This window comes from Bradyrhizobium sp. SZCCT0148, from assembly GCF_018129985.1.
Taxonomy (GTDB): Bacteria; Pseudomonadota; Alphaproteobacteria; order Rhizobiales; family Xanthobacteraceae; genus Bradyrhizobium; species Bradyrhizobium japonicum_H.
The window spans coordinates 250234-265753 of sequence record NZ_JAFCKT010000004.1 but is presented as its reverse complement, the minus strand read 5'-3'; the positions used below and the strand labels follow the sequence as shown (position 1 = coordinate 265753).

Annotated in this window: 11 protein-coding genes; 8 read left to right on the top strand and 3 right to left on the bottom strand. The window is 66.1% G+C overall.

The window, feature by feature from the left end:
* Nucleotides 1-3 precede the first annotated feature (3 nt).
* The 8 genes from ccmE (at nt 4) to JQ580_RS15965 (ending at nt 11635) form a co-directional block, all read left to right on the top strand.
* Nucleotides 4-531: a cytochrome c maturation protein CcmE gene (ccmE, locus tag JQ580_RS16000; protein ID WP_212281024.1), complete on the top strand. Its 528-nt coding sequence runs from the start codon at nt 4-6 to the stop codon at nt 529-531.
* Nucleotides 528-2510: a heme lyase CcmF/NrfE family subunit gene (locus JQ580_RS15995; protein WP_212281023.1), complete on the top strand. Its 1983-nt coding sequence runs from the start codon at nt 528-530 to the stop codon at nt 2508-2510. Before ccmE ends, JQ580_RS15995 begins: the two co-directional genes overlap by 4 nt.
* Nucleotides 2511-2514: 4 nt before the next feature.
* On the top strand, nt 2515-2997 hold the full coding sequence (locus tag JQ580_RS15990) for a cytochrome c-type biogenesis protein (RefSeq protein WP_212281022.1): 483 nt from the start codon (nt 2515-2517) through the stop codon (nt 2995-2997).
* 107 nt (nt 2998-3104) lie between these two features.
* On the top strand, nt 3105-4448 hold the full coding sequence (locus JQ580_RS15985; RefSeq protein WP_212281021.1) for a methyl-accepting chemotaxis protein: 1344 nt from the start codon (nt 3105-3107) through the stop codon (nt 4446-4448).
* Nucleotides 4449-4667: 219 nt separating this feature from the next.
* Entirely contained in the window at nt 4668-6245 is a 1578-nt protein-coding gene (locus JQ580_RS15980; protein WP_212281020.1) for a Do family serine endopeptidase, read from the top strand.
* A gap of 284 nt (nt 6246-6529) precedes the next feature.
* Entirely contained in the window at nt 6530-7210 is a 681-nt protein-coding gene (locus tag JQ580_RS15975) for a response regulator transcription factor (RefSeq protein ID WP_212281019.1), read from the top strand.
* Nucleotides 7194-8654, top strand: a complete 1461-nt coding sequence (locus JQ580_RS15970; RefSeq protein ID WP_212281018.1) for a sensor histidine kinase — start codon at nt 7194-7196, stop codon at nt 8652-8654. The genes JQ580_RS15975 and JQ580_RS15970 overlap by 17 nt, the downstream gene beginning before the upstream one ends.
* Nucleotides 8651-11635, top strand: a complete 2985-nt coding sequence (locus JQ580_RS15965) for a bifunctional [glutamine synthetase] adenylyltransferase/[glutamine synthetase]-adenylyl-L-tyrosine phosphorylase (protein WP_212281017.1) — start codon at nt 8651-8653, stop codon at nt 11633-11635. The genes JQ580_RS15970 and JQ580_RS15965 overlap by 4 nt, the downstream gene beginning before the upstream one ends.
* On the opposite strand, the gene JQ580_RS15960 is transcribed toward JQ580_RS15965, so the two are convergent.
* The 3 genes from JQ580_RS15960 to fdhF are packed head-to-tail and all read right to left on the bottom strand — an operon-like array spanning nt 11595 to nt 15520.
* Nucleotides 11595-11825, bottom strand: a complete 231-nt coding sequence (locus tag JQ580_RS15960; RefSeq protein WP_212281016.1) for a formate dehydrogenase subunit delta — start codon at nt 11823-11825, stop codon at nt 11595-11597. The genes JQ580_RS15965 and JQ580_RS15960 overlap by 41 nt on opposite strands.
* Nucleotides 11815-12642, bottom strand: coding sequence for a formate dehydrogenase accessory sulfurtransferase FdhD (gene fdhD / locus JQ580_RS15955; RefSeq protein WP_212281015.1), 828 nt, complete (start codon nt 12640-12642; stop codon nt 11815-11817). Before fdhD ends, JQ580_RS15960 begins: the two co-directional genes overlap by 11 nt.
* A 4-nt stretch (nt 12643-12646) precedes the next feature.
* Complete coding sequence (gene fdhF / locus JQ580_RS15950; protein ID WP_212281014.1) at nt 12647-15520, bottom strand: formate dehydrogenase subunit alpha; 2874 nt, start codon at nt 15518-15520, stop codon at nt 12647-12649.

The following is a 15520-nucleotide window of genomic DNA, read 5'->3' as shown; positions in this document are numbered from 1 at the left end:
GCCATGACGCGCAAGCAGCGACGTATGACCATCATCGGCGGCTCGCTCGCCGTGCTCGCGCTCGCGGCCGCGCTGGTGCTCAACGCGCTTCGCGACTCCATCGTGTTCTTCTCGACGCCGAGCATGGTCGCCGAGAAGCACGTCGAACCCGGCAAGCGGTTTCGCCTCGGCGGCTTGGTGCAGCCCGGCTCGCTGCAGCGCGGCGACAATCTCGCGGTGACCTTCGAGGTCGCCGACGGCAATGCCAAGCTGCCGGTGGCCTACAAGGGCATCCTGCCCGACCTGTTCCGCGAGGGGCAGGGCGTCGTCGCCGAAGGTGCGCTCGACGCTCAAGGCGTGTTCAAGGCCGATACGGTACTCGCCAAGCACGACGAAACCTATATGCCGAAGGAGGTTGCCGATGCCCTGAAGAAGCAGGGGCACTGGAAGGACGATTACGGCGGCAAGCCTTCTAACGGCGACAAGACGTCTGACGCGGGCAAGCCCGCGGCGACGACCGCCCAGGGCAATCCGCAGGGAGCAATGCGGTGATCGCAGAATCCGGACATTACGCGCTGGTGCTGGCGCTTGGGCTCGCACTGATCCAGTCAATCGTGCCGCTGATCGGCGCGCGCCTGAACGATGTGGCGCTGATGAACGTGGCGCGCTCCGCAGCGCTGGCGCAGCTGCTGTTCGTCGGTGCCTCGTTCGTCGCTCTCGTGACGCTGCACGTGAACTCGGACTTCTCCGTCGCCAACGTCTACGAGAACTCCCATTCGATGAAGCCGCTGCTCTACAAGATCACCGGCGTCTGGGGAAACCATGAAGGCTCGATGCTGCTGTGGGTGTCGATCCTCGCGCTGTTCGGCGGGCTGGTTGCCGCGTTCGGCAACAATCTGCCGCTGTCGCTGCGCGCCCACGTGCTTGCTGTGCAGGCCTGGGTCGCCAGCGCCTTCTATCTGTTCATTCTCGTGACATCGAACCCGTTCCTGCGCATCGCGAACCCGCCGATCGAGGGCCGCGATCTCAATCCGGTTCTTCAGGACATCGGGCTCGCCGTGCATCCGCCGATGCTCTATCTCGGCTATGTCGGCTTCTCGATCTCGTTCTCCTTCGCAATCGCGGCGCTGATGGAGGGCCGGATCGATGCGGCCTGGGCGCGCTGGGTGCGGCCGTGGACGCTGGTGGCCTGGATCTTCCTCACGCTCGGCATCGCGATGGGCTCGTACTGGGCCTATTACGAGCTCGGCTGGGGCGGCTGGTGGTTCTGGGATCCGGTCGAGAACGCCTCGCTGATGCCGTGGCTCTCCGGCACCGCGCTGCTGCATTCGGCCCTCGTGATGGAGAAGCGCAACGCGCTGAAGGTCTGGACCATTCTGCTCTCGATCCTGACCTTCTCGCTGTCGCTGCTCGGCACCTTCCTGGTGCGCTCGGGCGTCATCACCTCGGTGCACGCCTTCGCCACCGATCCCACCCGCGGCGTGTTCATTCTGCTGATTCTCTGCCTGTTCATCGGCGGCAGCCTGTCGCTGTTCGCGGGCCGTGCCACGTCGCTGAAGCAGGGCGGCCTGTTCGCACCGATCTCGCGCGAAGGGGCGCTGGTGCTGAACAATCTGCTGCTCACTGTTGCCTGCGCGGTCGTGCTGTTCGGCACGCTCTATCCGCTGGCGATGGAGATGCTCGCCGACTTCAAGATGTCGGTCGGTGCGCCGTTCTACAACCTCACGTTCGCGCCGCTGTTCACCCTGCTGCTGCTGGCGGTGCCGTTCGGGCCTATGCTCGCGTGGAAGCGCGGCGATCTGCTCGGCGTGACGCAGCGTCTGCTGGCGGCCGGCGTTGCCGGGCTCGTCGCCGTCGCCATCGCCTGGGGCTGGGCGAGCGGCGGCAGCACGCTGGCGCCGCTCGCGATCGGGCTCGGCGTCTTCGTCATCGCCGGCGCGGTTACCGACATCGTCGAACGCACCGGCCTCGTGCGGCTGCCGTTCCCGACGGCGCTGCACAGGGCGCGCGGCCTGCCGCGCTCGGCCTGGGGCGCAGCGCTCGCGCATGCCGGCCTCGGCGTGGCGCTGATCGGCATCGTCTGCGAAACCACCTGGAACAGCGAACATATCGCGACCATGAAGCAGAACGACGTCGCCCACATCGCAGGCTTTGACGTCAAGCTCGACGGGGTGCTGCAGCGTCAAGGCCCGAACTATCGCGAGATGATCGCCGAGTTCAACGTCAGCCTCGATGGCAAGCCGCTCAGCGTCATGACGCCCTCCAAGCGCAGCTTCACCACCCGCGGCTCGTCGACCACCGAAGCCGCGCTGCTGACGCGCGGCGCGAGCCAACTCTACATTTCCCTCGGCGACGCCAACGCCGAGGGCGCCATCGCCGTGCGCATCTATTACAAGCCGATGGTGCTCATGATCTGGTGGGGGCCGGTGTTGATGGCGTTCGGCGGCGTGTTGTCGCTGTCCGACCGGCGCCTGCGGGTCGGCGCGCCGAAGCCGGCGCGGGCCAAGCAGCGCCTCCAGCCGGCGGAGTGATCCGATGCGCCGGATGATGGCCGCGTTCACCCTGATGATGCTGCTGGCCTTGCCTGCGGCTCATGCGGTGCAGCCCGACGAGATCATGCCGGATCCGGCCAAGGAAGCCCGTGCGCGCGAGCTGTCGCGCGAGCTGCGCTGCATGGTCTGCCAGAACCAGTCGATCGACGATTCCGACGCGCCGCTGGCGCGTGATCTGCGGCTCCTGGTGCGCGAGCGCATCGGTGCCGGCGACAGCAACTCGCAGGTGCTCGACTTCCTGGTCGCGCGCTATGGCGAGTTCGTGCTGCTGAAGCCACGCTTCGAACGTCAGACCCTGCTGTTGTGGCTGCTCGGGCCGTTGCTGCTGATCGGCGGTGGCCTGGCGTTGTGGCTGCAAATCCGGCGTCGCGCGCGCAGTGGTGCAGATGTACCAGCACCGCCGCTTACGCCCGATGAGCAAGCGCGGCTCGCGACCCTGATGTCGGACGAGCCGCGATCTCCGTGAGCTCATAGGCGCCGTAGTGCTACGGCCAGCGCCGCCCGGTTCATGCAATTTTGACCTTTGTCTGGAAGCTTGACGCGAGCCATGTCTCCAGACTCTGAGTCCTACTGATGTTCGCCAACAGCAACCTGACGATCCGCTTCCTGGTCGGCGCCGTCGTCGCTGCATTATTGTTTCTGCTGGGCATCGGCGGCGGTACCGGCTTCATCGCGGTGCTCTATCTCAACAACGAGATCACCAGCCTGTCCTCGGACTTCGCCGCGCTCAGTGGCCTCGCGCGCGATCACGCCATGCAGATCTATCAGCAGGCGCAGGCCGCGTTCTCCTATTTCCTGATGGCCTGCGGCGTGATCGGCGTCGTTGCCGTCGCGATCTGCCTCACCACCTGGTTCGCCGTGCGCAACGGCATCCTCAGTCCGCTGGCGGCGATCGTGCACGCCATGCGCGAGGTTGCCGACCAGAAATTCCAAACGTCGGTTCCGGGGCTTGGCCGCACCAACGAGATCGGCCTGCTCGCCGGCGCGCTGGAAGTCTTCAAGACCAACGGGCTCGAGCGGCGCCACCTCACCGAGCGGCAGCTGCAGGAAGCCCAGCACCAGGCCGAGCGGTCGAAATTCCTGGACGAGCGAATCAAGCGCTTCAACGATCTGGTCGCCAGCGTCGTCGACAGCGTGGCCTCGTCGGCGGTGCATCTGAAAAGCAACGCCGAGACGCTGTCGCGGACGGCCAACGACACCAGCACCAAGGCCAACGCGGTCGCGAGCGCCGCGAGCCAGGCCAGCGCCAGCGTGCAGACGGTCGCGGGCTCGGCCGAGGAGATGACGAATTCGATCGGCACGATCAGCCGCCGCGTCACCGACGCGACCCAGCGCGCCGAGGGCGCGGCGTCCCAGGCGGAGAAGAGCCGCGACACCATCCACACGCTGTCCGATGCCGCCGACAAGATCGGCGAGGTCGTGCAGCTGGTGCAGGCGATCGCATCGCAGACCAATCTCCTGGCCCTGAACGCCACCATCGAGGCGGCGCGGGCAGGAGAGGCCGGCAAGGGGTTTGCGGTGGTCGCCTCCGAGGTGAAGAATCTGGCGCACCAGACCAGCAAGGCGACGGAGGAAATCACCTCCCATGTCGCCAGCATTCAGGGCATCACCGCGGAGACGCGCGGCGCGATCGACGGCATTTCCAGGTCACTGTCGGAAATTTCCTCCATCATGTCCGGCATCGAGGTCGATACCGCCCAGCAGCGCAACGCCACGCAGGAGATCACGCGCAGCGCCCAGAACGCCGCGCACGGCACCCTCGATGTTTCCAACCATATCGTCCAGATTACCTCGACGTCGGCAGAGACCGGCCGCATGGCCTCAGAGGCGCGGGATTCCGCGGTCGACCTGTCGCAGCAGGCCGCGACCTTGAAGCGCGAAGTCGACGAGTTCATCGTCAGCGTCAGGGCGAGCTGAGCGCGCCCAAAGGCGCCTGCGACGTCATTCGGGAACTCTGCTTAAGTTCCTGTCATATAACGTTTTTCGGCTGCGCTAAACGGTCGCATCGACGACATCCTTTATTACAAAAGTTTAACCCCGCCGCCAGCGCACGGTAAGGCGGGAGTCCCCATCTTCAGGACCGTAAGGTGCCGCCGCCAGGCACCAAATGGATTTCAAGGCCCTGGAGATCTCTGCATGTCCGATCGTATCGACCTCTCGAACCTTCCGTCCTACCGGCAGCCACGCCGGTCGGTGTTCTCCGCGCGCAGGTTCGCGCTGATGGCCTCGGTCGTCGCCGGTCTCGGCGCGGCGGTCTATGGCTTCAGCCCGTCGACCTCGCCGACCGACCTGTTCTCGACCCCGGCCCATGCGCAGGTCAACAACGAGGTTCGCAAGGTCGAGCGTCCGGTCGGGTTTGCCGACGTCGTCGAGCGCGTGAAGCCATCGGTGATCTCCGTGAAGGTCAACATCAAGGAGAAGACCGCGAGCAACGATGACGGCGATGATTCGTCCTCGCCGTTCCAGCCGGGCTCGCCGATGGAACGCTTCTTCCGTCGCTTCGGCGGTCCGGACGGCTTCCCCGGCGCGAAGGGCGGTCGCGGCCGCGTCGTGCAAGGCCAGGGCTCCGGCTTCTTCATCTCGGCTGACGGTTATGCCGTGACCAACAACCACGTGGTCGACGGCGCCGACAAGGTCGAGGTCACCACCGACGACGGCAAGACCTACACCGCCAAGGTGATCGGCACCGACCAGCGCACCGACCTCGCGCTGATCAAGGTCGAGGGCAGCTCGAACTTCCCGTTCGCCAAGCTGGCCGACAGCAAGCCGCGGATCGGCGACTGGGTGCTCGCGGTCGGCAATCCGTTTGGCCTCGGCGGCACCGTGACCGCCGGCATCGTTTCGGCCAGCGGCCGCGACATCGGCAACGGTCCCTATGACGATTTCATCCAGATCGACGCGCCCGTGAACAAGGGCAATTCCGGCGGTCCGGCTTTCGATACCAACGGCGAGGTGATGGGTGTCAACACGGCGATCTATTCGCCCTCCGGCGGCAGCGTCGGCATCGCGTTCTCGATTCCGGCGAGCACCGTGAAGAGCGTGGTCGCCCAGCTCAAGGACAAGGGCTCGGTCAGCCGCGGCTGGATCGGCGTACAGATCCAGCCCGTGACCTCCGATATCGCCGACAGCCTGGGCATGAAGAAGGCCGAGGGCGCGCTGGTGGCGGAGCCGCAGGCCAACGGTCCGGCCGCGAAGGCCGGCATCGAGTCCGGTGACGTGATCACCGCGGTCAACGGCGAGGCGGTCAAGGACGCCCGCGAGCTCGCTCGCACCATCGGCGGCATGCCGCCCGGCGCGACCGTGAAGCTCAACGTGCTGCACAAGGGCCAGGACAAGGTCGTGAACATGACGCTCGGCCAATTGCCGAACACGGTCGAGGCCAAGGCGGACAACGACAATGACAGCGGCAAGGGTGCGAGCAAGGGCACCGACGTGCCCAAGCTGGGCATGACCGTTGCCCCCGCCAATTCGGTGGCCGGCGCCGGCAAGGAAGGTGTCGTCGTCACCGAAGTCGATCCGAAGAGCGCCGCGGCCGAACGCGGCTTCAAGGAAGGCGACGTGATCCTCGAAGTCGGTGGCAAGAGCGTGGCCACCGCCGGCGACGTTCGCGAGGCCATCACGGCGGCGCGGACCGACAACAAGAACAGCGTCCTGATGCGCGTGAAGAGCGGCGGCCAGTCGCGCTTCGTCGCGGTGCCCCTCGCCAAGGGCTGACGAGGGTCGAGGCTTCAGACGGCCTCCGAGATGAAGGGTGTCGCCGGCATCAGTCGCCCCCGCCGACGGCGCCCTTCGGGGAAGCAGCGCAACGTTCGCTTCCCCTGTCTACCTTCCGGTGGAAATACGCCCCCCTCCGTCGGAAGGCCTAGGGCGGTGAAGTCCCCCCAGCTTCACCGCCCGCCTTTTTCTCGATGCCAGAGTCTCGCACTCGGCTTGCATGCGATTGCAGCTCGCGCCATGTTTAGAGAAGGTTGACCTCCTTGACCGCCGCCGAACGCACGATGCGCCTCCTCATCATTGAAGACGACCGCGAATCCGCCGACTACCTCGTGAAGGCATTTCGCGAAGTCGGACACATTGCCGACCACGCCAGCGACGGCGAGGAAGGCCTCGCCATGGCCGAAAACGGCGATTACGACGTGCTGGTGGTCGACCGCATGCTGCCCAAGCGCGACGGCCTGTCGGTGATCGGCGCGCTGCGCGACAAGGGCAACACGACACCGGTGCTGATTCTCTCCGCGCTCGGACAGGTCGACGACCGCATCAAGGGCCTGCGCGCCGGCGGCGACGACTATCTGCCGAAACCCTATTCCTTCGCCGAGCTGCTGGCCCGGGTCGAGGTGCTGTCGCGCCGCCGCGGCGGTCCGGCCGAGGACACGCTCTATCGCGTCGGTGACCTCGAGCTCGACCGGCTGTCGCATCGCGTCGCCCGCGGCAAGGACGAGCTGACGCTGCAGCCGCGTGAATTCCGCCTGCTCGAATATCTGATGAAGCATGCCGGTCAGGTGGTGACACGCACCATGCTCCTCGAGAACGTCTGGGATTATCATTTCGATCCGCAGACCAACGTGATCGACGTGCACATTTCGCGGCTGCGCTCCAAGATCGACAAGGGCTTCGAGCGCCCGCTGCTGCACACGATCCGCGGCGCCGGGTACATGATCCGTGACGGCATTCGGTAAACTCGTCCGCACAACCGCATTCCGGCTGACGCTGGTCTATTTGCTGCTGTTCGCGATGTTCGCGGCCTCGCTGCTGGCCTATTTCGCCTGGAATACGCGGCGGCTGATCACCGAGGAAATTACGCAGACAGTCAATGCCGAGACCTCGGAGATCTCCGAAATCTACGGCCGCCGCGGCCTGCGCGGCCTGGTGCTGGCGATCGAGTATCGGGCGCTGCGGCCGGGCGCCAACCTCTATCTCGTGACCACACCGACCGGGCAGTCGATCGCCGGCAATGTCGGCTCGCTGGCGCCGGGCGTGATGGCCACGCGCGGCTGGTCGGAGACTGCCTACCGGCGCATCGAGGACGCCGACGACCGCGACCATCGTGCGCTGGTGCGTGTCACCGAATTGGAAAACGGCTTCCGGCTTCTGATCGGCCGCGACCTCGCCGAGCGGCGTCGCCTGTTCGGCATCGTCGCCAAGGCGGCGCAATGGTCGATCCTGATCGTCGTCGTGCTCGGTCTGGGCGGCGGCATCTTCGTCGCGCGCCGTGTGCTCCGGCGCATCGACGCCATGACCGGGACCGCGCAGCGCATCATGGCCGGCGATCTCAGCGGGCGTCTTCCGGTTGGGCGAAGCGGTGACGAGCTCGACCGCCTCGCCGAAAACCTCAATGCCATGCTGGAGCGGATCGAAGCGCTGATGGCCGGCTTGAAGGAGGTCTCCGACAACATCGCCCACGACCTCAAGACGCCGCTGACGCGCCTGCGCAACCGCGCCGAGGAGGCGCTGGCGCAATCGGGCTGCGAAGCCGATTACCGCGCGGCGCTGGAACGGACCATCGAGGAATCCGACGGTCTGATCCGCACCTTCAACGCGCTGCTGATGATCGCGCGCGCGGAGTCCGGACAGGCCCGCGGCAACATGGATGATTTTGACGCGGCCGAGGTCGCGGGTGGCATCCACGAGCTCTACGAGCCGCTCGCCGAGGACGACGGCATGACGTTGAAGGTCAAGGCCGAGCCGACACCGGTCCACGCCAATCGCGAATTGGTCAGCCAGGCGCTCGCCAATCTGGTCGAGAATGCGATTAAATATGGCAAGCCGGTTGCACAGACCGGCGGAACCGTGGTCAGCATGGACGCTCGCCCAATCACGATCGAAGCCAGGCGCGATGGCGACAAGGTGCTGCTCAGTGTCACAGATCGCGGTCCCGGCATACCCGAGGCCGACCGCGCGCATGCCGTCGAACGATTCGTGAGGCTGGAAGCGAGCCGTACACTGCCTGGTTCCGGCCTCGGTCTCAGCCTCGCCTCGGCGGTTGCAACATTGCATGGCGGTGAGTTGAAGCTGGGCGATGCCCAGCCCGGTCTCGTCGCCACGCTGGTGCTGCCCGCGCGCGCCGGGGCCGGCGACAGGGTTGCTCCGCCAATACCGGATGTGCCACAGAAGGTGGCATGAACCACTCCGCGCCGGGAAACGCGGACAAGCATGGTGAGAGCCTCGCCGCACGCTTCGCGGAGGCTCCCCATATTGCCGCTTCCACAACCGACGAACGACGCTTTGACACTTGGCTGGCCGAACTCGAGCCGGCGCAATTGGCCCGTCTCGAAGCGTTGCTGGCGCATCCCTTCGCGCGGGATATCCTGACCGGCATCGCGGAATTCTCGCCTTATTTGTTCGATCTGGTGCGCACGGAGCCGCTGCGCCTGATCCGGCTGCTCGAATGCGATCCGGATACGCATCTGCCCGCGTTGATCGCGGAGGCGAGGGGCGGGGTACTGGCCGCGACGGACGAAGCCGAGGTGATGCGGCTGCTCCGCCGCATGAAGGCGGAGGCTGCGCTTCTCACCGCCCTGTGCGACATCGGCGGGGTCTGGCCGGTGATGCGGGTGACAGCTGCACTGACCGATGTAGCGGTGTCCTCGGTGCAGGCGGCGCTCCAATACCTGCTGCGGCAGGAAGCCGCACGAGGCAAGCTTTCGCCGCCGAATCCCGAGGCACCTGAAGAAGGCTGCGGGCTGATCGTGCTCGCGATGGGCAAGATGGGTGCGGGCGAGCTGAACTATTCCAGCGATATCGATCTCATCGTGTTCTTCGATCCCGATGCCACGACGCTCGCGCCCGATATCGAGCCGCAGCCGTTCTTCGTCCGGGTCACCCAGGGCATGGCGCGCATCCTGCAGCAGCGCACCTATGACGGCTATGTGTTCCGCGTCGATCTGCGCCTGCGGCCCGATCCGTCCTCGACGCAGGTGGCGATCTCAAGGGACGCCGCGCTGAATTACTATGAGCGGGAGGGGCGCACCTGGGAGCGCGCCGCGATGATCAAGGCGCGTGCCTGTGCCGGTGACGCCAAGGCGGGCGAAGCTTTGCTCGCCGAGATCGCGCCCTTCGTCTGGCGCAAGCATCTCGACTTCGCCGCGCTCGCCGACGTCCATGACATGAAGCGACAGATGCAGACCTATCGCGGCCAAAGCGAGGTCGCGGTGGAGGGGCACAACGTCAAGGTCGGTCGTGGCGGCATCCGCGAGATCGAGTTCTTCGCGCAGACCCAGCAATTGATCGCCGGCGGCCGCCATCCGGAATTGCGGGTGCGGCCGACGCTGAAGGCGCTCGACATTCTCGCCTCCAGCAACTGGATCACACCTACGGCGCACGACGAGCTGACCATTGCGTATGAATTCCTGCGCCGGGTCGAGCATCGACTCCAGATGATCGCCGACGAGCAGACCCACACGCTCCCCGAAGACAAGGAGGCGGTCGAGCGTTTCGCGCGCTTCTTCGGCTATCCGGGTCGCGAAGCCTTTGCTAGCGACCTGCTGCGACAGCTCGGGATCGTGCAAGGGCACTATGAAAAGCTGTTCGAGGGCGACGATCCGACCGGCACGGCCAAGCTGCCGGCGCTCGACTACAGTGCGGGTCCCGACGATCCGCGCCTGCTCCAGCACCTCGCAACGCTCGGCTTCAAGAAGCCGGCCGCCGTTGCGCAAACGGTGCGCGACTGGATCACCGGCGACTATCGCGTATTCCGCGTCGAGGCGACGCGCAGCGCCTTCGTCGAGTTCGTTCCGGCCCTGATCGACGGCCTCGCCCATGCCGAGGAGCCGGATCGCGCCGTCGTGGCCTTCGATGATTTCCTCGGGGCGCTCCAGCGCGGCGGCCGGCTGATCACGCTGCTCGGGCAGAACCGCGATCTCGTCGCGCTGGTAGCGCTGGTCTTGGGCGCAGCGCCCCGGCTTGGCGAGATGCTGGCCCGGCAGCCGCAGCTGATGGATGGCCTGATCGACCCGCGCTTCTTCGGCGCCATGCCGGACAGGCAGGAATTGTCGGGACGGTTGGCCGCGACCGTGCAGGACGCCGGCTCATACGAAGAGTTTCTCGATCGCCTGCGGCTGTTCGGGCAGGAGAGCCTGTTCCTGATCGGCACGCGGATCCTCTCCGGCACCGTCTCGGCGCAGCAGGCGAGCACGGCCTTCGCCGATGTCGCCGAGGGCATCGTTCACACCGTTCACGGCCTCGTTGCCGAACGCTTCGCCGCCCAGCACGGCCGCATCAAGGGACAGGAGACCGCGATCATCGCGATGGGCCGGCTCGGCAGCCGCGAGATGACGGCCTCCTCCGATCTCGACCTGATCCTGCTCTACGATTTCGACGGCGACCATCCGGACTCCGATGGGCCGAAATCGCTTCAGGGCGCGCATTATTTCGCTCGCTTCACCCAACGCCTGATCAGCGCTTTTACTACGCGCACCAATTACGGCGTGCTCTACGAAATCGACATGCGGCTGCGTCCTTCAGGGCGCGCCGGTCCCGTCGCCTCGAGCCTGGTCTCGTTCGCGGATTATCAGGCCAACGAGGCCTGGACCTGGGAGCACATGGCGCTCACGCGCGCCCGCGTGGTGTCGGCTTCACCGGACTTCCGGATACGGATCGAGCGCGTCATCCGCGATGTCCTGACCCGTCACCGCGACCCCGGAATCACCGCCAACGACGTTGCCGACATGCGGCGCGCGATCGCCCAGGAGAAGGGCGATGCCGATTGCTGGGATCTCAAATACGCCGCCGGCGGCATGGTCGACATCGATTTCATCGCGCAATATCTCCAGCTCGTGCACGCGTACGAAAAGCCGGAAATTCTCGACGTCAGCACGGTGCAGGTGCTCGACAACGCCTGCAGGCTCGGCGTGCTTCCGCAGTCGGAAACCGAGATCCTGCGCGCGGCCGCACGGCTCTATCACGACCTCACGCAGATCCTGCGGCTGTGCGTCAGCGACCGCTTCAAGCCCGAGACCGCCGGCACCGATCTGCAGCGCGTGATGGCGCGGGCCGGCGACGCGCCGGATTTCTCCTCGCTGGAGGCGCGCGTGAAGGAGACGCAGAGCGAAGTGCGGCGCGTGTTCAGGGCGCTGCTGGAAGGGACGCCGCCTTCAACGAAGTGAGCGCTTCGCGGACGTCAGGCTCGAGACCCGCGCCGCCGGCGTCGAGATGGGCGAAGATCGCGCGCTTCATCCGCGGGTCCCAGAACTTCTTGATGTGCTCGGCAATCCCCGGCACGGCTTTGCCGAGGCCCTGGCTCTGGAAGAACTTGCCGATCTGGTTGGCCATGTAGATCAGGCGGTCAGGCGACATCGGCAGCCTCCGTGGCGTGGCGAGCGGCGATCCGGCCGCCATGCGTGAATATCTCGAATCCGTCCTGCCGGGCGATCGCGATCAGCGTGATGCCGGCGGCTTGCGCCGTACGCACTGCAAGCGCAGTCGGCGCGGACACCGCGACCATCACCGGTGCGCCGATCGCGGCGGCCTTCTGCACCATCTCGATCGAGACACGGCTCGTCAGCAGCACCATGCCCCCGTGCGTGTCGGCGCGGCTGCGCGCCAGCGCGCCGGCGAGCTTGTCCAGCGCATTGTGGCGGCCGATATCCTCGCGCAGCGCGACGATGTGGCCGGCAGGGGACCAGAACGCGGCGGCGTGAACCGCGCGGGTCTGCAGATTGATCGATTGCAGCGGCGCGATCGCCTGCATCGCCGCCATGATCTGCTCGGGTGTGAAGGTCTGGCCGTGCGGCACGACCGCTGCGGGGCGCACGGCCTCGGCTATGGACTCGATGCCGCAGATGCCGCACCCGGTGGGTCCCGCGACGTGGCGACGGCGCTCGCCGATGCGCGCGGCATCGTCCGATGCCAGCCACATCCTGAGTTCGATGCCGTCGTCGAGGCGTACCACTTCAAGCGACCGGATGTCGTCGACCGATCCCACGATGCCTTCGGCCAGGCTGAATCCGACGGCGAAGTCTTCGAGGTTCTGCGGCGTCGCCATCATGACGGCATAGGTGCCGCCGTTGTAGGTCAGCGCCAGCGGCGTCTCCTCCGGGATCAGCCGCGCGCCCTCCGACGCACCGCCGTCGCGCCATGACTTTCGGTGGATGGCCTGGACCGGGACATGCATGCGGCTACTCCGCGGCCTCGGCCGGCGCGATGCGGCGTGACTGCCGCGCCTGCGCATCATAGGCCTTCTGCCAGTCGGACGGCCCGTTCGAGGGCGAGACCTCGACCGCCGTGACCTTGTATTCGGGGCAGTTGGTCGCCCAGTCCGAATAGTCGGTCGTGATGACGTTGGCCTGCGTGTCCGGATGGTGGAAGGTGGTGTAGACGACGCCGGGCGCGACACGATCGGTGATCTCCGCCCGCAGCGTGGTCTCGCCGGCGCGGCTCCTCAGCCGCACCCAATCACCGTCGCGCACGCCGCGCTGCTCGGCATCGTGCGGGTGGATCTCGAGCCGGTCCTCGGCGTGCCAGACTACATTCTCCGTGCGCCGCGTCTGCGCGCCGACATTGTACTGGCTGAGAATGCGGCCCGTGGTGAGCAGCAGCGGATAGCGCGGGCCGGTGCGTTCGTCGGTGGCGACATATTCGGTGACGACGAACTTGCCCTTGCCGCGAACGAAGCCGTCGATATGCATCACGGGCGTTCCCTCCGGCGCCTTTTCATTGCAGGGCCATTGCACCGAGCCGAGCTCATCGAGCTTGGCATAGGAGACCCCGGCGAACGTCGGCGTCAGCGCCGCGATCTCGTCCATGATCTCGGATGGGTGGCTGTAGTTCATCTCGAAGCCCATCGCCTTGGCAAGGCCGATGGTGACCTGCCAGTCAGCCATGCCGTTCTTCGGCGTCATCACCTTGCGCACGCGCTGGATGCGGCGCTCGGCATTGGTGAAGGTGCCGTCCTTCTCGAGGAAGCTCGAGCCAGGCAGGAAGACATGGGCGTAGTTCGCGGCCTCGTTCAGGAAGAGGTCGTGGACGATGACGCATTCCATCGCCGACAGTGCAGCCACCACGTGCTTGGTGTTGGGATCGGACTGCAGAATGTCCTCGCCCTGCACGTAGATGCCCATGAACGTGCCTTCGACCGCGGCGTCGAACATGTTGGGAATGCGCAGGCCCGGCTCGGGGTTGAGCTTGACGTTCCAGACCGCCTCGAACTGGTCGCGCACGGCGTCACCGGAGATGTGGCGGTAGCCGGGCAACTCATGCGGGAACGAGCCCATGTCGCAGGAGCCCTGCACGTTGTTCTGCCCGCGTAGCGGGTTCACGCCGACGCCGGGACGGCCGATATTGCCCGTCACCATCGCAAGGTTCGCGATCGCGATCACGGTGGTCGAGCCCTGGCTGTGCTCGGTGACCCCTAGACCGTAATAGATCGCACCGTTGCCCCCGGTGGCATAGGTGCGCGCGGCTTCGCGCAGATCCTTCGGATCGACGCCGGTGAGGATGGCGGTGGCTTCCGGACTGTTCTTGGGCTGCGCGACGAAGGCCGCCCATTCCTCGAATTCGCTCCAGTCGCAACGCTCGCGCACGAAGGCTTCGTTGGCGAGGCCTTCCGTAACGATGACATGCGCCAGCGCGGTCATGACCGCGACATTGGTGCCGGGCATCAGAGGCAGGTGCAGCGCCTTGACATGCGGTGATTCCACCATCTCGGTGCGGCGCGGATCGATCACGATCAGCCTGGCGCCCTGCCGCAGCCGCTTTTTCAGGCGGGAGGCGAACACGGGATGAGCCGAGGCCGGATTGGCACCGATCACGAGGACGACGTCGGTGTCCTCGACCGAGTCGAAATCCTGCGTGCCGGCTGATGTGCCGAAGGTGGTGGCGAGGCCGTAGCCAGTCGGCGAATGGCAGACGCGGGCACAGGTGTCGACATTGTTGTTGCCGAAACCGGCCCGGATCAGCTTCTGCACCAGATAGGTCTCTTCGTTGGTGCAGCGGGAGGAGGTGATGCCGCCGATGGCGTCGCGGCCGTACTTTTTTTGTATGCCGCGCATCTTGGCGGCCGCGAACGTGAACGCCTCGTCCCAAGACACTTTGCGCCAGGGGTCCTCGATCCGTTCGCGGATCATCGGATTGAGGATGCGCTCCTTGTGGTTCGTGTAGCCCCAGGCGAAGCGGCCCTTGACGCAGGAATGGCCGCGGTTTGCCTTGCCGTCCTTGTACGGCACCATGCGCACGACTTCCTCGCCACGCATCTCGGCCTTGAAGGTGCATCCGACGCCGCAATAGGCGCAGGTGGTGACCACGGAGTGCTCGGGCTGGCCGATCTCGATCACGGACTTTTCGGTCAGCGTCGCGGTCGGGCAAGCCTGCACGCAGGCGCCGCACGAGACGCATTCGGAGCCGAGGAAGCTCTCGCTCATGCCCGGCGAGACGCGGCTGTCGAAGCCGCGGCCGGAGATCGTCAGCGCGAAGGTGCCTTGCACCTCCTCGCAGGCCCGGACGCAGCGCGAGCAGACGATGCACTTGGAGGGGTCATAGGTGAAATAGGGATTGGACTCGTCCTTCGGCATCCAGTGGTCGTTGTCGCAGCCGTGGCTTTTGGCGACAACGTGGTTCTCGCCCTCATAGCCGTAGCGCACGTCGCGCAGGCCGACCGCGCCCGCCATGTCCTGCAACTCGCAGTCGCCATTGGCGCCGCAGGTGAGGCAGTCGAGCGGATGGTCGGAGATGTAGAGCTCCATCACGCCCTTGCGCAACTTCTTCAGCCGCTCGCTCTGGGTGTGCACGACGAGGCCGGGCATGACGGGCGTGGTGCAGGAGGCCGGCGTGCCGGTGCGGCCCTCGATCTCGACGAGACAGAGGCGACAGGAGCCGTAGGCGTCGATCATGTCGGTCGCGCAGAGTTTCGGGATCTGGTGGCCCGCGTCCATCGCGGCCCGCATGATCGAGGTGCCCTCGGGCACCGTGACCTCGTTGCCGTCGATGGTCAGCGTCACCATCGTTTCCGACTTGGAGCGCGGTGTGCCGAAGTCGATTTCTTCGATCAGAGCCAT

Excerpts from the sequence above, each read along its gene's own strand:
- JQ580_RS15985 (WP_212281021.1), top strand. The coding sequence starts at position 3,105 with ATGTTCGCCAACAGCAACCTGACGATCCGCTTCCTGGTCGGCGCCGTC.
- JQ580_RS15975 (WP_212281019.1), top strand. The coding sequence starts at position 6,530 with ATGCGCCTCCTCATCATTGAAGACGACCGCGAATCCGCCGACTACCTC.
- fdhD (WP_212281015.1), bottom strand. The coding sequence starts at position 12,642 with ATGCATGTCCCGGTCCAGGCCATCCACCGAAAGTCATGGCGCGACGGC.
- JQ580_RS15980 (WP_212281020.1), top strand. The coding sequence starts at position 4,668 with ATGTCCGATCGTATCGACCTCTCGAACCTTCCGTCCTACCGGCAGCCA.
- JQ580_RS15960 (WP_212281016.1), bottom strand. The coding sequence starts at position 11,825 with ATGTCGCCTGACCGCCTGATCTACATGGCCAACCAGATCGGCAAGTTC.
- fdhF (WP_212281014.1), bottom strand. The coding sequence starts at position 15,520 with ATGGCTCTGATCGAAGAAATCGACTTCGGCACACCGCGCTCCAAGTCG.
- ccmE (WP_212281024.1), top strand. The coding sequence starts at position 4 with ATGACGCGCAAGCAGCGACGTATGACCATCATCGGCGGCTCGCTCGCC.
- JQ580_RS15990 (WP_212281022.1), top strand. The coding sequence starts at position 2,515 with ATGCGCCGGATGATGGCCGCGTTCACCCTGATGATGCTGCTGGCCTTG.
- JQ580_RS15965 (WP_212281017.1), top strand. The coding sequence starts at position 8,651 with ATGAACCACTCCGCGCCGGGAAACGCGGACAAGCATGGTGAGAGCCTC.